19 protein-coding genes are annotated in these 21702 nt (G+C 60.1%); 9 read left to right on the top strand and 10 right to left on the bottom strand.

Going from position 1 to position 21702, the window contains the following annotated elements; all coding sequences use genetic code 11:
- The first annotated feature begins 237 nt into the window (after window positions 1–237).
- From B3397_RS16875 to B3397_RS16865, 3 genes are all read left to right on the top strand, one after another.
- Entirely contained in the window at window positions 238–5853 is a 5616-nt protein-coding gene (locus tag B3397_RS16875) for a M10 family metallopeptidase C-terminal domain-containing protein (RefSeq protein WP_296252172.1), read from the top strand.
- 193 nt (window positions 5854–6046) lie between these two features.
- Complete coding sequence (locus tag B3397_RS16870; protein ID WP_296252170.1) at window positions 6047–6514, top strand: Lrp/AsnC family transcriptional regulator; 468 nt, start codon at window positions 6047–6049, stop codon at window positions 6512–6514.
- A 355-nt stretch (window positions 6515–6869) separates the two neighbouring features.
- Window positions 6870–7382, top strand: coding sequence for a sigma factor-like helix-turn-helix DNA-binding protein (locus B3397_RS16865; RefSeq protein ID WP_296252168.1), 513 nt, complete (start codon window positions 6870–6872; stop codon window positions 7380–7382).
- A 5-nt stretch (window positions 7383–7387) separates the two neighbouring features.
- Here B3397_RS16865 and B3397_RS16860 read toward each other — a convergent pair whose 3' ends face one another.
- Window positions 7388–9751: a DNA polymerase II gene (locus tag B3397_RS16860; protein WP_296252166.1), complete on the bottom strand. Its 2364-nt coding sequence runs from the start codon at window positions 9749–9751 to the stop codon at window positions 7388–7390.
- Window positions 9752–9910: 159 nt separating this feature from the next.
- Here B3397_RS16860 and B3397_RS16855 point away from each other — a divergent pair, with 159 nt between their 5' ends.
- The gene (locus B3397_RS16855; protein ID WP_296252165.1) at window positions 9911–11812 is read left to right on the top strand and encodes a DNA topoisomerase III; all 1902 of its coding nucleotides are present in this window, start codon (window positions 9911–9913) and stop codon (window positions 11810–11812) included.
- 194 nt (window positions 11813–12006) lie between these two features.
- Entirely contained in the window at window positions 12007–12306 is a 300-nt protein-coding gene (locus B3397_RS16850) for a YkgJ family cysteine cluster protein (protein WP_296252189.1), read from the top strand.
- A 7-nt stretch (window positions 12307–12313) separates the two neighbouring features.
- Here B3397_RS16850 and B3397_RS16845 read toward each other — a convergent pair whose 3' ends face one another.
- The 3 genes from B3397_RS16845 to B3397_RS16835 form a co-directional block, all read right to left on the bottom strand.
- Window positions 12314–13006 carry an anti-sigma factor gene (locus B3397_RS16845; RefSeq protein ID WP_296252186.1) on the bottom strand — a complete coding sequence of 231 codons (693 nt, stop codon included), beginning with the start codon at window positions 13004–13006 and terminating at the stop codon, window positions 12314–12316.
- 26 nt (window positions 13007–13032) lie between these two features.
- On the bottom strand, window positions 13033–13563 hold the full coding sequence (locus tag B3397_RS16840) for a sigma-70 family RNA polymerase sigma factor (RefSeq protein ID WP_414704398.1): 531 nt from the start codon (window positions 13561–13563) through the stop codon (window positions 13033–13035).
- 103 nt (window positions 13564–13666) lie between these two features.
- Window positions 13667–14203: a DUF3455 domain-containing protein gene (locus B3397_RS16835; protein ID WP_296252162.1), complete on the bottom strand. Its 537-nt coding sequence runs from the start codon at window positions 14201–14203 to the stop codon at window positions 13667–13669.
- Window positions 14204–14503: 300 nt separating this feature from the next.
- Between B3397_RS16835 and B3397_RS16830 the strand changes: the two genes are divergently transcribed.
- The gene (locus tag B3397_RS16830; RefSeq protein WP_296252184.1) at window positions 14504–15316 is read left to right on the top strand and encodes a ZIP family metal transporter; all 813 of its coding nucleotides are present in this window, start codon (window positions 14504–14506) and stop codon (window positions 15314–15316) included.
- Window positions 15317–15325: 9 nt separating this feature from the next.
- Here B3397_RS16830 and B3397_RS16825 read toward each other — a convergent pair whose 3' ends face one another.
- The 6 genes from B3397_RS16825 to B3397_RS16800 form a co-directional block, all read right to left on the bottom strand.
- A complete protein-coding gene (locus tag B3397_RS16825; protein WP_296252160.1) occupies window positions 15326–16153 on the bottom strand; it encodes an NAD-dependent protein deacetylase in 828 nt (275 codons plus the stop codon).
- A 21-nt stretch (window positions 16154–16174) separates the two neighbouring features.
- The gene (locus tag B3397_RS16820) at window positions 16175–16372 is read right to left on the bottom strand and encodes a hypothetical protein (protein WP_296252158.1); all 198 of its coding nucleotides are present in this window, start codon (window positions 16370–16372) and stop codon (window positions 16175–16177) included.
- 170 nt (window positions 16373–16542) lie between these two features.
- Window positions 16543–16845: a hypothetical protein gene (locus tag B3397_RS16815; RefSeq protein ID WP_296252156.1), complete on the bottom strand. Its 303-nt coding sequence runs from the start codon at window positions 16843–16845 to the stop codon at window positions 16543–16545.
- Window positions 16846–16848: 3 nt separating this feature from the next.
- Window positions 16849–17016, bottom strand: coding sequence for a hypothetical protein (locus B3397_RS16810; protein WP_296252154.1), 168 nt, complete (start codon window positions 17014–17016; stop codon window positions 16849–16851).
- Between the two features lie 503 nt (window positions 17017–17519).
- On the bottom strand, window positions 17520–18080 hold the full coding sequence (locus tag B3397_RS16805) for a DUF924 family protein (RefSeq protein ID WP_296252152.1): 561 nt from the start codon (window positions 18078–18080) through the stop codon (window positions 17520–17522).
- A gap of 61 nt (window positions 18081–18141) precedes the next feature.
- Window positions 18142–19017, bottom strand: coding sequence for a LysR family transcriptional regulator (locus B3397_RS16800; RefSeq protein ID WP_296252182.1), 876 nt, complete (start codon window positions 19015–19017; stop codon window positions 18142–18144).
- 100 nt (window positions 19018–19117) lie between these two features.
- Here B3397_RS16800 and B3397_RS16795 point away from each other — a divergent pair, with 100 nt between their 5' ends.
- The 3 genes from B3397_RS16795 to B3397_RS16785 are packed head-to-tail and all read left to right on the top strand — an operon-like array spanning window position 19118 to window position 21672.
- Window positions 19118–20182 (top strand): alkene reductase, encoded by a 1065-nt coding sequence (locus tag B3397_RS16795; RefSeq protein WP_296252150.1) that lies wholly within the window; start codon window positions 19118–19120, stop codon window positions 20180–20182.
- A gap of 10 nt (window positions 20183–20192) precedes the next feature.
- On the top strand, window positions 20193–21032 hold the full coding sequence (locus B3397_RS16790) for a pirin family protein (protein ID WP_296252148.1): 840 nt from the start codon (window positions 20193–20195) through the stop codon (window positions 21030–21032).
- Window positions 21033–21087: 55 nt separating this feature from the next.
- Complete coding sequence (locus B3397_RS16785) at window positions 21088–21672, top strand: isochorismatase family protein (RefSeq protein WP_296252147.1); 585 nt, start codon at window positions 21088–21090, stop codon at window positions 21670–21672.
- Window positions 21673–21702: the final 30 nt, after the last annotated feature.

Below are 21702 nucleotides of genomic sequence, written 5' to 3'. Positions count from 1 at the left end.
GTAACAAAATTGACACCGTCTCAATCCCTCGAAGTTGTACCGAACTCATACGCCCCAACCCGCTGAAAACCCTGATTTTTACCCCGCGATGGCCAGTACAAAGCCAGTATCTCGTGGCGTCATCCCCTGCCCATAAACCCGATATACGGCAAAACTTTTTTACCAATCTGAGTCATATTACCCGGGCGTTAATATTTTGACATTCCGCAACAGCCGCCGCATGCAGGGAGTAAGTCCATGATTTTCAACGTTAAAGACTACGGAGCCAAGGGAGACGGTGTAACCGATGACACCGCATCCATTCAGGCGGCCATCGATGCGGCGGCAGCAGCGGGAGGTGGACAGGTCTATGCCCCCACCGGCACGTATATCGTGTCAGCGGGGGAAGAGCCCTCCGATGGTTGCTTGATGCTCAAGAGCAACGTGTACATGTACGGTGACGGTATGGGCGACACCACGGTGAAGGTGGCGGACGGCTCCGACACCAAGATCACCGGTGTGATCCGGTCAGCCTATGGCGAAGAAACCCACGACTTCGGTTTGAGCAACCTCACCATCGACGGCAACCGTGACAACACCACGGGCAAGATCGACGGCTGGTTCAACGGCTTCATTCCAGGCCAGGAAGGGCATGACTCCAACGTCACCCTGGACGGCGTGGAAATCAAGGACTGCTCGGGCTACGGCTTCGATCCCCACGAGCAGACTGTCAACATGGTCATCAAGAACAGCGTGTCCCACGGCAATGGGCTGGACGGCTTCGTCGCCGATTACCTGGTCGACAGCGTGTACGAAAACAACATCGCCTACGACAACGATCGCCACGGTTTCAACATCGTCACCAGCAGCCACGATTTCACCATGACCAACAACACGGCCTACGGTAATGGCAGCACCGGCATCGTGGTGCAACGTGGCAGCGAGAACATCCCCTCCCCCTACAACATCGACATCAGCGGCGGCTCGGTCTACGACAACGGCGCTGAAGGGGTACTGATCAAACTGTCCAACGGCGTCACGGTCGAGGGAGTGAACATTCACGACAACGGTAGCGCCGGAGTCCGCATCTACGGCAGCAGCGACGTGACCGTGCAAGGCAATACCCTGAGCAACAACTCACTGACCAACCCGGTTCCGGAAATCATCATCCAGTCCTACGACGACCGGGCCGGAGTGTCCGGCAAGTACTTCAACGGCAGCGACAACGTCGTACAGGACAACCTCATCACCGGTAGCGACAAATCGACCTACGGGGTAGCCGAGCGCAACGAGGATGGCACCGATCGCAACGCGATCATCGGCAACACCATCGCTCACACCAGCAAGGGCGCGACCCTGGTGTATGGCGATGGCAGCTTCGTCAGCGATGTAGCACCGATCAAGACCATCACCGGTACCACCGGCAACGACACCCTCACCGGCACCCTCGCAGCCGAAGTGCTGCTGGGCGACGGTGGCAAGGACACACTCGACGGCGGCGGTGGCAACGACATTCTGATAGGCGGGGCCGGGGTCGATAAAATGACCGGCGGCAGCGGCGCCGATGTGTTTCGTTTCACGGCGATCACCGACAGCTACCGAACCGCCAGCAGCTCGTTCAGCGACACGATCACAGACTTCGACACCACCAAGGACAAGATCGACCTCGCAGACCTGGGCTTCACCGGACTGGGCACGGGCTACAACGGCACGCTCAACATCAGCTACAACGCCAGCAGCAACCGTACCTACGTCAAGGACTTCGATGCCGATGCCAATGGCAACCGCTTCGAACTGGTGCTGACCGGCAACCTGCTCACCAGCTTGAAGGCCGATAATTTCATCTTCAAGCGGGTCATCGAAGGCACCGCTGGCAACGACTCGCTGACTGGCACCGAAGGCAATGACACCCTGCTGGGCGGCGCCGGTGCGGATAGCCTCAACGGTGCCGGCGGCGCTGATCGCATCGACGGCGGCGCCGGTGCCGACACGCTGACCGGCGGCGCGGGTGCTGACACCTTCGTGTTCGCCAGCCGCCTGGACAGCTACCGCAACTACAACACCGATGGCGCCAATCTGGGCGATCTGATCACCGACTTCAATGTCGCCCAAGACCGCATCGATCTGTCGGCATTGGGGTTTACCGGCTTGGGCGATGGGAAGAACGGCACGGTCTATCTGGTGCTAAACAGCGCAGGTGACAAGACCTACGTGAAATCACTGGAAGCCGACGCCAACGGCAACCGCTTCGAAGTGGCCCTCAACGCAAATCTGCTCAACAGCCTCACGGCGGCCAATTTCGTCTTTGCCACGGTAGGCACCGTGAACCATGCGCCCATCGTCGCCACGCCGCTGGTAGACCAGAGTGCCAGTGAAAACACCCCGTTCACTTATACCGTACCTGCCATCAGCTTCACTGATGCGGACAACGACGCCCTGAGCTACAGCGCCACCCTCGCCGATGGCAGCGCCCTCCCCACCTGGCTGAAGTTCGAAGCCAGCACCCAGACCTTCAGCGGCCCACCTACATCCACGGCGTCGGGTACCTATAGCGTACTGGTCACAGCCAGCGATGCGGCCGGCGCCAAGGCCAGCGACGCGTTCACCCTGGCCGTGCAGGACACGCCCGAAGGCAACAACGGCGTGATCACCGGGACCTCCGGCAATGACACCCTGACCGGCACGGCCGCCAACGAGCAACTGCTGGGTGGCCAGGGCAACGACACACTCAACGGCGGCGGTGGCAACGACATCCTGATCGGCGGCGCCGGGGTGGACAAGCTCACCGGCGGTACCGGCGCCGACATCTTCCGCTTCACCTCGACGCTGGACAGCTATCGCACCGCCAGCACCAGCTTCAGCGACCAGATCCAGGACTTCAACGTCACGGCCGACAAGATCGATGTTTCGGCCCTGGGCTATAGCGGACTGGGCAACGGCAAGGCCGGCACGCTCTCGGTGAGCTACAGCGCCAGCAGTGGCCGCACCTATATCAAGAGCCTGGACCCGGATGCCAACGGCAATCGCTTCGAGGTGTCGCTGCAAGGCAATTTGCTCACCACGTTGACCGCAGCCAACTTCATCTTTGCCAACCAGAGCCCTCCGGTGAATACCGCCCCCGTGGTCGCCGATCTGCTGCTGGACCAGAGCGCCACCGAGAACACGCCATTCACCTACACCGTGACGCAGACCAGCTTCCGCGACGCGGACAACGACGTGCTCACCTACACGGCCACCCAGAACGATGGCACGGCCCTGCCGACCTGGGTCAGCTTCGACCCGACCACGCTGACGTTCAGCGGCACACCGAACGGCACGGCCGCGGGGGCTTACAATTTCCTGGTAACCGCCACCGATCCGTCAGGCGCCTCGGCCAGTGACAGCTTCGCCTTGACCGTGGCCGATGCGCCAGTCAATACCGTGACGGGCACCGGTGCTGGCGAAACCCTGAACGGCACCGCCGCCAGCGATCTGATTCTGGGCCTGGGTGGCGCCGACACGATCAGGGCCGGCGCCGGTAACGACATCGTCGACGGCGGCGAGGGCCGCGACGCGCTGTACGGCGGTAGCGGCAACGACGTGTTCCGATACGCCAGCCTCAGCGACAGCTACCGCGACTACGATGCCGGCGGCCAGACCGCCACCGACACGATCTACGACTTCACCCATGGTCAGGACAAGATCGATGTTTCTGCACTGGGCTTCCTCGGTCTGGGCGATGGCAGCAACCACACCCTGTACATGACCCTCAGCGGCGACGGCAGCAAGACCTACGTGAAATCCGCCGAAGCTGACGCTGACGGCAATCGCTTCGAGATCGCCTTGAGCGGCAACCTGCTGGGCTCTCTGACGGCGTCGGATTTCGTCTTCGCCGAGCGCGAACCACAGGACATTCTTTACCTGCCTACCTTGGGCCAGTCCAACGCACGCCTGCTGCGCATGACCGAGGACGACAACGAGTCCGGCACCACGGAACTGGTCAAGGACCTGGCGCGTTATACCGACTATGACGTGCGCAGCCAGTTCGACGACGCCGATGGCAATGGCGTCGATATCGCCGTAGGCGGCAGCACGGTGATGGGCGTGTCCACCGGCACCGCCGAGGAATTACGCCTGTGTTGGTGGCTCACCGACACCAACCAGCCTGGGCCCGCCTTGCTCCGCGCTGTAGGCCTGCTGCAAGACCAGTTGGGCGAACTGCGCGCCGTCGACAATGTGACCATGGGCATCATCTGGGGGCAGGGCGAAGAAGCCGCTCAGGAAATCGGCCGGGCCAGCGACAAGGCCGCCGCCGCGGCGCTGTACAAGGCCCAGACCCTGAAGGTCTTCGACTACCTGCACGCGCAATTGGGGGACTTCTCCGTCTACCTGATGGAAACCGGCCATTACGATCAGGCTGCCGCCCGGGCGCGTGGTTATGACGAAGGCAAAATCGCTCAGATCGTGCAAGGTGTCGGCTACGTGCGTGCCGCTCAGGAAGCCATTGCCAGCGAACGGTCGGACGTCAAGCTGGCGGTGGACTACACCGACCTGCCCCTGCGTCATGAGGTCGATCCACTGGTCTACCCTGACGACGTCTGGCATCTGCACGAGGAATCGGCAGAGATCGTCGGCCAGCGACTGGCTGACTATATTGCCGACGACCTGGGCTTTACCGGCAACCCCAACGACAACAACAGCGTGCAGGCCATCTTCGACGGTGTGACCAACGACGGCCGCCTCATTCACGGCACCGACCAGGACGATACCTTGGGCGGCACCGACGGCAATGACACGCTCGACGGTGACATCGGCGCCGACAGCATGTCGGGCGGCAAGGGCAACGATATCTATATCGTCGACAACGCCTTCGATACCGTCACTGAAACGGACGCCTCGCCGTCCCAGATCGACGCCGTGCAAAGCTCGGTCAGCTGGACCCTGGGCGACTACGTCGAGAACCTGACGCTTACCGGCTGGTCGTCCATCGACGGCACCGGCAATGCCTTGCGCAACTTCATCACCGGCAACAGCGGTAACAACGTGATCAACGGGGGCGCAGGCGCCGATAGTTTGAGCGGCGGCGACGGCTCCGACAGCTATTACGTCGACAATGCCAACGACACCGTCATCGAAACCAACAGCGACCGCGTCACGGGCGGCATCGACACCGTGTTCAGCAGCCTGGCCACCTACACCTTGGGCAGCAACGTCGAGAACCTCTACATCAACTCGGCGGCCAGCGCCAACGCCGTGGGCAATGGCCTGGATAACCTGTTGTATGCCGGCAGCGGCGACAATGTGCTTGATGGCCGCGCCGGGGTCGATACCGTCTCCTATGCCAATGCCACCGCTGGTGTAACGCTTACGCTTTCCACCAGCGCGCAGCAGAACACCGGCGGTTCAGGCCTGGATACCTTGAAAAACATCGAGAACCTGACCGCCAGCAGCTTTGCCGACGTGTTGAGCGGCAACAGCAACGCCAACGTGCTCGAAGGCGGTGGCGGCAACGACAGCATTACCGGTGGCGCTGGCGACGACCGCCTGAGCGGCGGCGCAGGAACAGACACATTGACCGGCGGCACCGGCGCCGATACCTATGTGTTTGGCAGTCTGGACGACATGGGTGTCGGCGCGTTGCGCGACGTGATCAATGGCTTCAAGACCAGTGAGAGCGACAAGCTCGATTTCTCCGGCCTGGACGCCAAGCCGCTGACGGCTGGCAGCGACGCGTTCAACTTCATCGGCTCGCAGGCGTTCGGCAGCGATGCCACCGGACAATTGCGGTTCGCCGATGGCGTGCTCTATGGCAGCACCAATGCTGATGCCACTGCGGAATTCGAGGTGCAGCTGGTAGGGGTGAAGGAGCTGCATGCAGCCGATTTCATCGCTTGAGGATGGGGTGATGAGGTGTCTGTTCGGGCGTCATCGCGGGTAGAACCCGCTCCCACAGGGGGGGCGCTCATAACTTCAGAACACCTCGGCGCCGTTTGGCGCATGTCGATGGGGCTGGACCTGTTCAACCAAACCCGCTGAGCGGCATACTCTGCATGAAGCTTGTCGAATAATCATAAAAGCGGACTTGTTCATGCAGACCCCAATCAGCCCCATTGACCGGCGTATCCTGCGCCTGCTCCAACACGACGCCGATCTTTCGGCGGCGCAGATCGCCGAGCGCGTCGAACTGTCCCAGTCTCCCTGCTGGCGGCGGATCAACCGCATGCAGGAAGAGGGTCTGATCGAACGCAAGGTGGCGCTGCTCAACCCACGCAAACTGGGCTTGAGCATGACCATATTCGTCAGCGTGAAGCTCTCCGGGCACGGCCGGCGTTATCTGACGGAATTCGAGGAGGCAATCATCGGCTATCCCGAAGTGCTGGAGTGCTACACCATGGCCGGCGGCATGGACTTCATGCTCAAGGTGGTGGCCAAGGACATCTCCAGCTACGAACGCTTCTTGCGCGATCACCTGCTGCAAAAGCCCCATGTGCAAGAAGCCTACTCGAACATTGCCATGAGCGAAGTCAAACGCACCACCGAGCTGCCGCTCGACTGAGTCGGCGGGCGTATTGGAAAAATTGCAGGAACGGAGAAAAATCATTTGACTTGCAAATGATAACGATTATTATTGAGCTCAACCGATCGAGAGATCGGTTGGATAACCTGAAGGGCCTTAGGTCGGACCTTCAGATTATCTCCTCATCAGGCTAATCACGGTTTTTGACCCGGCTTTTTGCCGGGTCTTTTTTTTGGTTTCTTCAGGCTAATGAAGACTTTTCAGGTGTTGCCAATCGGAATGGCGCGCATGATAGCAAAAGAGCATCGGATAACGGAAGTCCGAACAAAGCCGATTTCTTTCGATTGAACTGCCCCACAGATCATCCGGACTCGCGCAAAAGGAGGTGTCAAGCATGACCCAACTGCTCACTCAGTCTCACAATCTGTTCGACAATACGCCCGGCCAGCAGGGCCAGGACAGCCTCTTCCTGAGCCTGAAGAAACTGCCGCGGCGGGCTCAGCAGGTGCTGCTTTTCAGCCGTTTGGACAATCTGCCCTACCCCGCCATCGCCCAGCGCCTGGACATTTCCCTGAGCTGCGTGGAAAAAGACATGCATGCGGCGCTTGAAGCCTGCTTCCCGCCGCGCACCGCAGCCAACAGTCTGGCCATGGGTTGGTACGCCAGGCTGCAGAACCCCGCTACCACAGCCAGCGAGCGCATCGATTTCCGTCGCTGGCTCGACAGCGCCAGCGAGCACGTTTCAGCCTTTCACGACACCGAGTTGCGGTGGCGTCAGCTTCTCGCTCCCGCCCGGGTGCTGGGCGTGGGTCACTGGTATCGCAAATCGCGGCTGGGATTACGTGCCTGGCTAACGGCCGGCCTGGCGGTGGCGCTGACCCTGGAGTTCATCAGCCAGACGCTGTAAATGCTTCAGAACAAACCGAGCTGGCCGCCTACAAGGGTATTGAAGTCGTCATCGACGAAAGGAAGGATGGCATCGGCAATCGGCTGTAGCTGTCGACTCAGATAGTGGTCGTAGTCGATGGGCGAGTGCAGTGTTTCCAACGGCTCGGGACCTGCAACCGTCATCACATAGCTGATCCAGCCGCCGCGCTGATATTGCAGTGGCCGCCCCTGGGCGCGGTTATGTTCGTCGGCGATACGCGCGGCCCTTACATGCGGCGGCACATTGCGCTCGTAGTCATCCAACGGCCGGCGCAAACGCTTGCGATACACCAACTGCGTGTTCAGCTCCCCTGCCAAGGTCTTCTTGACGTAATCGCGAACGTATTCCTGATAGCGCTCACCGTGGAAAATGCGCCGATACAACGCCTGCTGAAACTCTTTGGCCAAGGGCGACCAGTCGGTGCGGACACTTTCCAAACCCTTGTAGACCATCTCGTCCTGGCCGTCCGGGCGGCGGACCAGGCCGGCATAGCGTTTCTTGCTGCCCTCCTCGGCACCACGGATGGTCGGCATCAGAAAACGTTTGAAATGAGTTTCGAACTGCAACTCCAGCGCGCTTTCCAGGCCGTACTCTTCAAGCAGATGCTCCTGCCACCAGCGATTGACCGTCATCACCAGCTCGCGACCGATACGGGCGGCCGCTTCTTCGTCGTGGGCCGACTTGAGCCAGACAAAGGTGGAATCGGTGTCACCGTAGATCACTGCGTAGCCCTGGGCCTCGATCAGCTCTCGGGTACGGCGCATTATTTCGTGGCCGCGCAGAGTGATGGAGGACGCCAGGCGCGGGTCGAAGAATCGACAGCCACTTGAGCCCAGCACCCCGTAGAAGGCGTTCATGATGATCTTCAGTGCCTGGGACAGCGGTGCATTGCCTTCGCGTTTGGCGGTTTCCCGTCCTTTCCAGACGTTGGCCACGATCGACGGCAGACAATGCCGCGAGCGAGAGAAGCGAGCCCCGCGAAAACCGGGTACCGACTCACGGTCATCCGGATGCGCCAAGCCCTCGATGAGCCCAATGGGGTCGATCAGGAAAGTGCGAATGATCGAGGGGTACAGGCTCTTGTAGTCCAGCACCAATACCGACTCGTACAGCCCAGGGCACGAATCCATGACGAAACCGCCGGGGCTGGCCTCCGGCGGGCGCTGGCCGAGGCTGGGCGCGACGAAGCCCTGGCGATGCATCAACGGCAGATAGAGGTGGCTGAACGCAGCCACCGAGCCGCCACTGCGGTCCACCGGCAACCCAGTCACGCAGGCGCGCTCCAGCAAGAATGTCAGCAGTTGCGTCTTGGCGAAGATCCGCGTAACCAGCTCGCAGTCCTTGATGTTGTAGCGCGCCAGTGAGGGCTTGTCTTCGGCGAACAAGCGGTTGATCTCGTCCATGCGCTGGTAGGGCGTATCGATGGCCTTGCCTTCGCCGAGCAGCGTCTGGGAAACGTTTTCCAGACTGAACGAAGGGAAACTCCACGTTGCCGAGCGCAGCGCTTCGATACCGTCGATGATCAGCCGGCCGGCTGCGGCGGCAAAGAAATGCTGATTGCCGCTGCCGTGCTCGCGCCACGTCATCTCCTCACCACCGCGACCCAGACGCAACGGCACGTTCAAGCGCCTGGCGTGCTCGTGCAGCACCCGCAGATCGAACTGCACCACATTCCAGCCGATGATCGCGTCCGGATCATGCTCGGCGAACCAGGCATTGAGGCACTGCAGCAACTCCACCCGGCTTTCGCAGTACTGCAGGTTGAAATCCACACTGGCCGCATCGCCATTCGGCGGTCCGAGCATGTACACGTCGCGCCGTCCGCAGCCTTCCAGCCCAATGCAGTACAGATCGCCACGTTCGGTGGTCTCGATGTCCAGCGAGGCCAGCCGCAGGGTTGGACGGTAATCCGGCGCGGGCTTGAGTTGGGCTTGCAGCCAGGGGCCCTGGGCTTGCGGCATCGCTTCGAAGGCAACCGGAGCCGTAATGAATCGCTCCATGAGATAGCGCTCCGGCGGCCGGACATCGGCTTCCAGCACATCGATCCCGGCCTTGGTCAGCAGCGTTTCCAGACTTTGCAATTGGCGCTGTTGCGGGCAGTACAGACCCGAGACAGGCCTGTGTTGGAAATCCTTCAGTTCCAGCGGCTTGAGCTCGACGCCCTCTTCGCCCTGCAACAGCGCCTCGACCTGGGCGGTCTGCGCGGTTGGCACGAAGGCTACCGAGACCTGATAAGGCAGGCGCAGGCAGCGCGGGCCCTGATCGGTCGCCAGCCAGAACTCGACTTCGGTGCCTTGCGGGGTGTCGCGCCAGTGGCGAGTCAGGATGAAGCCCTGCTGCAGATTCAAAATGGCCAGGCCTTTGCGCGGTGCGCTGAAATGGCGAAGAGGAAGATAAGCGTCATATGCAGCGACATCATAAACTGTACATCCATACAGATAAAGCTTGCCTATGTGCGCCTGCCTGCGCATCCTAACGTTTCCAGGCATTCATTCCACCAGGTACCTATGCGGCTGTTCCTCTGCGAAAAACCGTCCCAGGCTAAAGACATCGCCAAAGTGCTCGGCGCCGGTCGTCGTGGCGACGGCTGCTGGGTCGGCAACGGCCTTACGGTCACCTGGTGCATTGGCCACCTGCTGGAAACCGCGCCGCCAGACGCCTATGACGCACGTTACAAACGCTGGGTGCTGGCGGACCTGCCCATCGTCCCACAGCAATGGAAGATGCAGGTCAAACGCAAGACCGCGTCGCAGTACAAGGCAGTGAAGCGCCTGCTCGGTGAAGCGACGGAACTGGTGATCGCTACGGACGCCGACCGAGAAGGTGAAATGATCGCCCGTGAACTGGTGGAGCATTGCCGCTACCGTGGCCCCATCCAGCGGCTGTGGCTCTCGGCGCTGGACGATGCCTCCATCCGCAAGGCCCTGGCTGCGCTCAAACCCGGTGCCGATACCTTCTCGCTGTACCACAGCGCACTCGGGCGTTCTCGGGCCGATTGGCTGATCGGCATGAATATGAGCCGGCTGTTCACCCTGCTGGGGCGGCGCGCAGGGTATCAAGGGGTCTTGCCAGTGGGGCGGGTCCAGACGCCCACGTTGCGGCTGGTGGTGGACCGTGATCGCAGCATCGCCAACTTCGTGCCGGTGCCCTACTGGGCCATCGACGTGCTGTTGAATGCCGACGGGGTCGATTTCGTCGCCCAATGGATGCCCCCCAACGACCATTGTGACGATCAGGGACGTTGCCTGAACCCGGCGCTGGCCAAACAAGCGGCCGCAGACCTGCAAGGCGCTCGCGAAGCGCGACTGGCCAAGCTGCGTACCGAGCGCATGCGCGAGGTAGCGCCCTTGCCTTTCGATCTCGGCACTCTGCAGGAGGTGTGTTCGAAGAAGCTGGGGCTGGGCGCTCAGGAAACTCTGGACACGGCGCAAGCGCTGTATGAAACCTACAAGGTCATCACCTACCCGCGCAGTGATTGTGGCTACCTGCCGCTGAGCCAGCATGGCGAGGCAGCCACCATCATTGCCGCCATGGCCCGCAGTGACCAAAGCCTGACACCCTTGCTGCCGCACCTGGATGCCAAGCGCCGCTCCCGCGCCTGGAACGACGCCAAGGTCGGCGCCCACCACGGCATCATTCCCACGGCTGCCGCGCCATCGGCAGGCAAGCTTCAGGGCAAGCACCTGGCGGTCTACAGCTTGATCAGGGCCCGCTACCTGGCGCAGTTTCTGCCCAATCACGAATACGATCGCACCCAGGCCGACTTCGAATGCGCCGGCCAGGCCCTGCGCGCGGTCGGCAAGCAAGTCGTCGAGCCCGGCTGGAAACGGGCCCTGCCACAGGCCGTCAGCGCCGCGAAGGGCCGTGAGGCGCCGCCGCCCCAGCCGTTGCCGCGTCTGATCGAAGGGCAGTCTTGCGCTGTCCAGAGCGTGAAACTCAAAGACCTGTGGACACAGCCACCCAAGCCCTTCACCGAAGGCGACCTGATCAAGGCGATGAAAAATGTCGCCAAGCTGGTAGAGGATCCGCGCCTGAAGCAGAAGCTCAAGGACACCACTGGGATTGGCACCGAGGCGACCCGTGCCGGCATCATTCAAGGCCTTATCGACCGCGGCTACCTGAGCAAGCAAGGCAAGGCCCTGGCCGCCACGCCCGCCGCCTTCAGCTTGATCGACGCCGTCCCGCGGGCCATCGCCGATCCCGGCACCACCGCCATCTGGGAGCAGGCACTGGACATGGTGCAAAGCGGCGAGATGAGCCTGGAAACCTTCGTTGCCAAGCAGTCGGCCTGGATGAGCAAGTTGGTGGAGCGCTGCGCGGGATTGCAGATGACCATCAGTGGGCCAGCCCCCAAAGGCGCCACGCCATGGAAGAACAAGCGCAAACGCAAACCCGCGAAGGCGGCGTGAAAGTGGCCGCTGTCACTGCGCTATCATCCTGTGCATGAGCTTAGGGTCGGGCGGTGTTACAGAGCATGATTCGGCAAAACATTATCGGTCACGGCTGCATCCCGTCGATTAATCAGGCCCGAAGGTCCGCACGCTTTGTGAAAATCCCTTCGGCCCGGTACCCTGCGGCCACCGACTTTGCGCAGGCCTGGCCCTTGATCCCGCTTCACGACCTTACAGATGACACCGGTATAGACCCCAGCATCAGCTGCAGCGCCTGTGCGGCCAAGTGCTGCCGCCTGGAAGTCATGCTGATCACCGATACCGGCGTCCCGGAGCGCTTCATCGAGACCGATGACTGGGGTTCGCAGACCATGGCGCGCCTGGACGATGGCTGGTGCGCCGCCCTGGACAGACACAGCATGGGCTGCAGCATCTATGAGCTGCGCCCACTGATCTGTCGCGAATTCGACATGGGTGGCTACGACTGCCAGGAAGAACGCCTGCGCGCCTGACTCATCGTCAAATGACCTTCACCGCGCGCCCGATGAACTGGATCGGGCCGGTCGGCTTGCCCGTGGTCGAGCCATTGCGGGGTTCCAGCGTCAGCTCGAACAGCTGGTTGTTTTCCAGCGGCGGCAATTTATCCAACGGCACCTCGACACGTTGACCCGGTTGCACCAGACCCAACGACACCGGGCCCTGCCAACTGTCGGCCTTGGTCCAGAACTGCAGGGAGCGGTCGGCGGGGACTTCGCTGTCGTGCAGCGGTATCAATTGAATCTCCTGCCGCGCATTGGCCTGCACCACCCAGCCCGGCGCCTTGTCCTGAGGGCCGATCAGCACCACCACATAGGTCGGCGCGGTCGCCACGGGGCTGACGTTGAGCAGCATCGCCCCCAACACCAGTGTCGCCGCCAACCCGGCACCCGCCAGCGTGCGCCACAGCCCCAGGCGATTCCACCAGATCGGAATCGGCTGCGGCGCCGCGCTGTCCAGACTGCGCTCGATGCGTTGCCAAAGGCCAGCGGACGGCTGCACCGGTGCCTGGCGCTGCGCCAACGGTAGCAGCCGCGCTTCCCAGGCATCCACGGCAGCGCGCAGCGCCGGCTCGTGGGGCAGTCGCTTGCGCACTTGATCGCGCAGATCGTTGTTCAAGGTGCCCAGCACGTACTCGCCGGCCAGCTCTTCGATGCTCAGGTGTTCCTCAGGCATAGCGTCCCCAGAACGATTGCGTTCGCTCATGCCATGCACTCCCGCAAGGCAGCCAGGCTGCGCTTGATCCAGGCCTTGACGGTACCCAGCGGAGTGTCGAGCTTGTGCGCGATTTCGGCATGGGAATAGCCATCCAGATAGGCGTGGTAAAGACATTGGCGACGCAACGGCTCAAGCTGCTCCAGGCAGCCGTCGATACGCGCCCCGCCGATCGCCAGACCCGCCGGCTCATCGGCCACCATGGCGTCGATATCCTGATCGGCCAAAGGCTGCAACCGCTCATGGCGGCGCACATGATTGAGTGCCAGGTGCCGGGTAACGCTGAACAGCCAGCCCCTGGCCGAACCGCGTTGCGGATCGAAGCTGGCGGCGCGTGTCCAGATGCGGACGAACGCGTCATGGACGATGTCCTCGGCAAGGGCCGTGTCACCGACGATGCGCTTGGCCACCGCCAGCAAGCGCCCGCCTTCGTGTTCATAAAGGCCTTGCAAGGCGCGCCGATCACCGCGGGCGCAGCCTTGCAGGGCAAGATCGTAATCGAATGGGTTTTCCGGCAAAGACAAGACAGACCGCCATCGCAAATGGAATCGAAAGGTTCGCAGCGCAGCGTAGACCAAGCGCACGGGTTTGCCATGCCATGCGCCCGGTTGTCTTCAACCGTTACTCAGCTGCCCAGAAGATATAGTCGGCCTGGTATTTCACCGTTTCTTTCTGGCCTTTCTGAGCGGTGGTGCAAGCAGTGGCTGGTGCTACCCCACCCTTGAGGGCGACACGCTGGATGTAGCTGACGCCAACCATAGCACCTTTGCCTTCGGCAGGATTGGCCTTGACCAACTGGTACGGCAGATTGCCAGCGCTGGATGGCGCCACGGCCAACTGGGTGCCGGTCACTTTCGAACCGTCTTTGGCTTCCCAGGTAGCGGGCGGGCCGTAGTAGGTGCCCACTTGCTTGCCGGAACGATCATTGAGCACCGCTTTTGGCCCCACGAAGGTCCACTCGGTCTGGCCGGCAGCATTTGGCTTGTCACGGCATTCGTAGGTGATGTCACCCACGCCGACGGTTTCCATGGCGACTTTGTTACCTGCAGGTACCTTGATGCTGTCCGGCAGATCCGACTGCGCCTGGGCACCGGTGGCGACCAGCAATGCAGCGGCAGCGAAGGCATGGGAGAGGCAGAAAAGGCGTTTTGCGTTCATTGGGCAAGCTCCATAAGAGTGATCGAACAGGCAGCGCTTTTTTGTAGCTGCTATCAGTACTACCCGGCAGGAGCGGCTTTGGATGCACCCAAAAAAAAGATTTTTCTGATGGCCTACATAGAAAAGTCGCGCAACCACTGCCCACCGAACAGGTCCATGCTTATGTCCGCCGTTTAAATCCAGAGAGTTTTCATGCCTTCCAACATCGCTTCCGCCGTCGACAGCTGGCCGCAACGCTTCAAGAGCAAGCCATGGTTATGGACATTTACCGGGCTGCTGCTGGCTGTCAGCGGCGGGATCATGATCTGGAGCATCTTCAACGCCCTGCTGCATGCCGATCCCAAACACACCTGGTACGCCGCCTTGGGCGGCACCGGCGGGTTCGTCGCCACGGCCTTTGGCGCCCTGATCGCGCTGGCGCTCAGGGAGATCTCTTCCAAGGTGCAAGATGTCATGCTCGGTTTCGCCGGTGGGATGATGCTGGCGGCCAGCACATTCTCCCTGTTGCTGCCGGGACTGGCCGCTGCCAACACTCATACCGACAGCGGCGCCATTGCCGCCTTGATCGTCATCGTCGGGCTCGGGCTGGGCGTCGCGCTGATGCTGGGGCTGGACAAGGTAGTGCCCCACGAGCACGAGAACGCCGGACGCCATGGCCCGAATGCCGAACGGATACACCGTGTGTGGTTGTTCGTACTGGCCATCACCCTGCATAACCTACCGGAAGGCATGGCCATCGGCGTCAGCCTGTCCAACGGCGACCTGGCAGTGGGCATTCCCTTGACCAGCGCCATCTTGTTGCAGGACATTCCGGAAGGGCTGGCAGTGGCCATGTCCCTGCGCGCGACAGGCCTGAGCGCCGGCAAGGCAGCGCTGGTAGCGATGGGCTCGGGCCTGATGGAGCCCCTGGGCGCCATCATGGGCCTGGGTCTTTCCAGCGGATTCGCCCTCTCCTACCCCATCAGCATGGGCCTGGCGGCTGGCGCGATGATTTTTGTGGTATCCCATGAAGTCATCCCTGAAACCCACCGCAACGGCCATCAGACCCCAGCAACCCTGGGCCTGATGCTGGGCTTTGCAGTGATGATGTTCATGGACACTGCGCTGGGTTGATGCTCGCTGCTAGCCCAGCAAGCGCTGGGCCAGCAACGGCAGTAACTCCTCGCAGGGCTGGGGTGCCTTGATGCTGAGCAGTCCATCGGCCCGGGTTCGACCCAGGTTGATGGCGAACAATGGCTTACCGTGGCGGGACATCTCCTGACACAGGCGAAAGCTCGAATACGCCATCAGAGAAGAGCCCACGACCAGCATCGCCGGAGCGGCTTCGACGGCCTTCCAGGCTGCCTGCGCATGCGCCGGCTCCACCCCACCCCCAAAGAACACCACATCCGGCTTGAGCAAATCGCTGCCGCAGCAGGGGCAATGGGGCATCTGAAAACTGTCCAGAAAGCGCGCTGCCAGATGCGCGTCACCATCGGGCGCCAGCACCGCGTGCACATCCTGAAGGTCGGGGTTGCGCTGCTCCAGCAGCGCTTGTACGTCGTCACGGCGCAACAGCTTGCCGCAATCCAGACACACCACCCGGTGCAGATTACCGTGCAGTTCGATGACGCCCTTGCTGCCGGCAGCATCGTGCAGGCCGTCTACGTTCTGGGTGATCAGCCCGCTGACATGGCCTTGCTCCTGCAGCGCGGCCAGCGCCCGATGGGCAGGATTGGGCAGCGCTTTATGCACACCGCGCCAGCCCACCATCGCCCGCGCCCAGTACCGTTTGCGAGTGGCGGCGCTGGTCATGAAATCCTGGTGCATGATCGGCGCATTCCCCCGGCGAACGCCGTCCGTGTCCCGGTAATCTGGAATACCAGAAGCTGTGCTGATGCCAGCGCCGGTCAACACCAGGACCGGCGCCTCGACCATGCGTTGAAAGAGCGCTTCGACGAGATGAGACATGGACACTCCCAGGAACAGCGCCTACAGCGACTTGGTCGGCTCGGAAACAACGATGTCCTGCGGCGTGACAAGCTCATCCACGGCCCGGGCGCAGCGAACGCGGTAGTCCGCGGGGTGCATGTGCAAACTCTGGCTGCCCAGCAAACGCAATTTCGCCGCCTCTCCCAATGACACCATGTCAGTACCCCGGGCGATCAGCTCTTCGATCAGCGCTGCCATCGCATGGTTTTTCTGTTCTTGGGTGGTTGTGGATATTGGCACGGTTTCAGGCTCTCATAGGTGGCTCGAAGTTGAGCTCTTTAGCTTGGAGAGGCTGAAAAAACGTGGGGTTCGATATTTTTTGGGCCGGTCGTCCGGGTGGGCCACGGCGAATGTGCAAATCCTGCCGATCAGTCTTTCAGACTGGCCGGTTTCAAGACCTCACCGAGCACGAAAACCAGACCAACACCCCCTGCCAACGCAAGAGACAACTGCGCTGCGCCGGCGATCTCAAGAAGCTTCGGAGAAAAGGCTGCGCAGAACATCAGTATGAAGGGGAACACCGAGGCGCCATTAAGCAGCGCGGATGCGCATTGCTCAGATGTGATATCTCGACCCTTGGTCCAGAGTTGCAGGCAACGAAGCATGACGCAAAAGGCCGCAACCACGATGGAAACAGGGTCAGCGCCCACGCTGACAAGTGCTTCAACCATGCCTCAAATGATCGCCGTAGCTTTCATCAGCGCAAAAGCCCCACCCGCCCCAACCACGCCAGCCATGATCTCGCCTGGGGAGCTCAAACTGAACAGAGAGTTACCTGCAGCTACACCGAGTAACGCGCCTGAGAGCAGCAGCCTGAGGGTTTTGAGGGTGAGGATATTCATGAGCATTCCTATGCATTGGAACTCCGGTAGACGCTGAGTACCCACAGCCATGACCGGCGTTTTGACCAGGCCGCAGTCCATCGGCTAGTCGTTGATAGCGCAAATGATAAAGGCTGAGGTTTTTTTGGCAACGTCAGATCTGTAACAGTGCTTGGCACTGCGGCCCTTTTCTCCCGCCCAAAGAAAAACCCCGCAGACGTTAATCTGCGGGGTTCTCAATGATGGAGGCCGAGGTCTGAATCGAACCGGCGTAGGCGGATTTGCAATCTGCCCGCTAAAGCTAAATGGGCTGCGGCCTACAGAGTTTTCCGTTCCAGAAGCTCGGAGAAATGTATGCCCTACAGGTCGCATTCTAGATGGGTGTCCCTTTGAGTTCGCGAACGCTTTTCAAGTGTGGTTTCTGTAATGTGTGCACCCAACAACAATCGAAATCTGCCCCGGCAACGGACCGTGCAACCAAAACTCAGTTTACTTTCTCGTCTCGATCACGCACGCCTTTCCGCCTAGCCAGAGAACCCACCGCTGCTGAGAAAATCCCGTTCGTCAGGAGTTGTCACCCTACCGAGCAGTTCATTTCGATGCGGAAAGCGGCCAAATCTTTCAATGATCCGCGCGTGCTCCAAAGCCCATTTGAGATCCTTCGGATCGAGATCACGATTGAGTTGTACCGATAGCTTCTGGTCATCCTCATTTTCTGAATGTTCAAAAGGCAGGTAGCAGAACATCCGTAACTGCCCAGGAATCTGCTTATCCAGTGCATCCTGTACCATGCGGTGTGCATAAAAGCAGGCCAGAGAATCGGTCGCAAACATGTGAGCTGTGCCCCGAAACGCATTACGGGGATATTGGTCGAGTAAGATCAGCAATGCGAGAGCTCCTTCCGCAGTATCCATCCATTGCTCAAGTTCACGTGCAGCAGCCTTGAAATGCAATGCGAAGAAAGCCTGCCGAAACGTCTCATCAAACGCATCATCTTTCTTAAACCACCTCTCAGGTCCGGCCTGCTTCCAGAAAGCAATTACACCCTGCGCGGTCTGTGATTCCTTGCTGTCGGACGTGATCAAGTCTGGTGCCCCCTAATGATTGTCAGTGCTGAGCTACAACTGCTCGATCTTACGTTATCAGCTAAGCAAGCTTGCTCTGTAGAAACTCGATGAACCGTTGCGTCTTCGCGGGCAGGAGCCGGGTTTCCGTTAGCGCGTACACCGGAATTGGGGAGGCTTGCCATGTAGGTAGTACCTCGCAAAGCCTACCCTCAGCTACGTCTTGCGCTGCGATGCCTGCGGGCAACAGTGCGACTCCTAAGTCTAGCGAGGCCAGGCGCCGGATCATCCCCACGCTGTTCAGTTCGAAGCGGCCACCTACATCAATCGCCGTTTCTCCGTCTGTGCTGGAAAGTATCCACCGGTCAGATCCGGGACCCTTCAAACGCAGGCATTCATGGTGGGCTAGCTGGGAAGGATGATCCAACTCAGCTGAAGTCTCAAGATATAGGGCAGAAGCATAAAGGCGACGATGGAGAGTCGCGAGCTTGCGGGCGATGAGATTCGAATTCGCCGGCTCGCCCATTCGGATAACTACATCCACCGGGTCGGTCACGAGGTTCACCTGGCGAGGAGTAAGGTCGAAGTCGAAGCTTATGCCGGGGTAACGTCTAGCAAACTCAGCAATCAACGGCGCCAGATAGACATTAGCGAAGTCCACAGGCATAGAGGCCCTCAGCAGGCCGCTAGGCATGGCTACCATCTCACCTAGCTGCTCATGTGCCAGCCGCGCTTCATCAACGATCCGCTTGCAGCGATCGAAATACAATTGTCCGGCCTCGGTCAATTCGATCTTGCGGGTGGTTCGATGCAGCAAGCGCAATCCGATCTGTTTCTCCAGGCCGGTGATTCGGCGAGACAGCGTCGAGTTGGGCATTCCTAGGGATTGAGCCGCGCCCCGAAAGCTGCGCATTTTTACGACTTCGACAAACAACGCCATGTCGTTCAAATATTCCAATTCATTGCTCCACCAGTGGATCAGTAATTTCAACTTTACCATCTTTATCCCACCTAACGATTAGCGGAATATGGCTCCATCACGATTGAGGAGCACTGCAATGAACTCGTTGTTTTCCCCAGCCAAAATAGGCCGTCACATCCTGTCCAACCGCATTGTCATGGCGCCGATGACGCGTTCGCGCTCCAATGACGCGGGCGTGCCGAGTGATTTGGTTGTGACCTATTACGCTCAGCGCGCCAGTGCCGGCTTGATCATCACCGAGGGCGTATTTCCGGTCGCTTCGGGCAAAGGCTATGTCCGCACGCCTGGTATCGAAACTGCCGCTCAGATCGCTGCCTGGACGAAGGTTGCTGACGCCGTGCACGCTCGCGGTGGGCGCATTTTCATGCAACTGATGCACTGCGGACGCGTGTCCCACCCATCGCTGATCCCGAACGGTGCGCAACCACTTGCTCCTTCCTCGATCAAAGCTGCGGGCCAGACCTATACAGCGACCGGCCTGCAAGACTTCGTGACACCGCACGCCTTGAGCGTCGCTGAAATTGCAGAGGTCGTTCAGGGGTACCGCAATGCCGCTCGCCTCGCCATTCAAGCAGGGTTTGATGGCGTCGAGCTGCACGCCGCTTCGGGCTACCTGCCCGAGCAATTCCTGTCCACCGGCAGCAACCAGCGTGAAGACCATTATGGTGGCTCGGTCGAGAACCGCAGTCGCTTCGTCCTGGAAGTGCTGGCGGCGATGGTCAGCGAAATCGGCAGCGATCGGATCGGCATCAAGATTTCTCCGGAGATGAATTTCAACGACATCAAAGACGCTAATCCGCAAGAGACCTACACTTATCTAGTCAGCCAGATCACCAATCTCAACCTCGCGTACCTGCACGTAGCGCTGTTTGGCGCGCAATTCGATTACCACGCGGAGCTGCGCCCCTTGTTCAAGGGCAGCTACCTGATCGGAAGTGGCCAAACGAAAGATAGCGCTCAGGCCCTCATCGAATCGGGCAGCGCAGATGCAGTTGTATTTGGCGGCGCCTTCGTGGCCAACCCTGATTTGCCGGAGCGTTTACGCGAGGGGGCTGAACTGAATACCCCTGACAAGAACACCTTCTACACCCCAGGGCCTGAAGGCTATATCGATTACCCAACGATGACCAAAAAGGCCTGAGGAAGTAGGCATGCAAGCCACGGCGCAATTACAGCCGATAAATCACGGCCGCCAGTTCAGAGCCCTTACTTTAACCGCCGACCAGTTCGCCAAGCCCATTGACCCGTTCCTTGGTGTGGACCATGCGTGGATCAGTGGGCCCACCTTCCCGCCGCATCCCCATGCTGGATTCTCGGCGGTTTCCTACCTGTTTCCTGACTCGGAAACAGGTATCGACAACAGAGACTCCCACGGCCAACGCAATCTGATTCAACCAGGCGGATTGCACTGGACGGCAGCGGGTGAAGGCATTGTTCATGAGGAGGTACCCGCCGAAAGCGGCAAGACCGTTCACATGCTGCAAATTTTCATCAATCTGCCAGAACACAAACAGTCAGTGGCACCCTTTGCGCTGACCCTGGAGGCTCAGAACGTGCCGGTCGTGCATTTACCTGGCGCAAAAATACGCGTCCCTCTGGGTACTTTCGAGGGAGTCAGTTCACCTCTGTCGGTACCTACGGAAGTCCGGATGCTCGACATCACCTTAGAGAAAGGAACCGAAATCAATATCTTCGTTCCTGAAGGGCATGTGGCGTTCGTGATGCCGATTGATGGTGAGATTTCAGTCGACGAGCAGGCATTTGGTCTCTCCGATCTCAAGGCGGCGGTTAACTTGCCACAGTCCGCTGACCGTATCGTTAAATTGAATGCAAAACGCGGTAATACCAAGGCTGTAATGTTTTCAGGAATTCCGCTCGGCCAACCGGTGTATCGACAAGGCCCCCTCGCTTTGGCCTCAAAAGATGCGCTGGCCAAGGCAGTAGATGGCTATCGACGCGGCGCCTTTGGAACCTTGCCAGCTCGCGTCTGAGATCCTGATCACACATGGGGCAACAGGTCCCATCTAACTTGTTTGGAGAAACAACATGTCTTATGAAAGATTCAATGCTGACAATGCCGCTCTTCTGTTGATCGACCATCAGGTCGGCACCATGGGCTGGGCCAAGTCCATGCCCTTTGAAGAGCTAAAGCGGAATGCACTGATGCTGGCCAAAGCGGCTCGCATTCTCAAATTGCCAGTGGTCCTCACCTCTAGCATGGAAGAGCATGCACAGGGCCCACTGCTGAGTGAACTGGCAGATATCCTGCCGGAAGCCCACGCCGGTCGCATAAAACGCTTGGGCATCGTCAACGCTATGGATGACGAGAACTTCGCAGCAGCGGTCAAAGCTACTGGTCGCAAAAAACTGATCATTGCGGGCGTGACCAACGACGTCTGCACTGTATACCCCGCATTGACTCTGGTACGTGAAGGGTATGAGGTCCAAGTGGTTGCCGATGGTGGCGCCTCCCCGACCGCCATGGCGGACGACATCGCCCTGCGACGTATGGACAAGGGTGGTGTCACGCTGACCAGCACTAATCAGGTAATCGCCGAGTTGGCGGGAAGCTGGGCTACTCCGGAAGGCGGTGAGCTTGTGCAAGTCATTATGGAAGCCTTCGCTGGATGATTCGCCTTGCATAAGGGCAGCGCTTCCATT

The sequence above is a fragment of the Pseudomonas sp. UBA4194 genome (genome assembly GCF_002379585.1).
GTDB lineage: Bacteria > Pseudomonadota > Gammaproteobacteria > Pseudomonadales > Pseudomonadaceae > Aquipseudomonas.
This window is presented reverse-complemented; position numbering and strand designations above follow the sequence as displayed.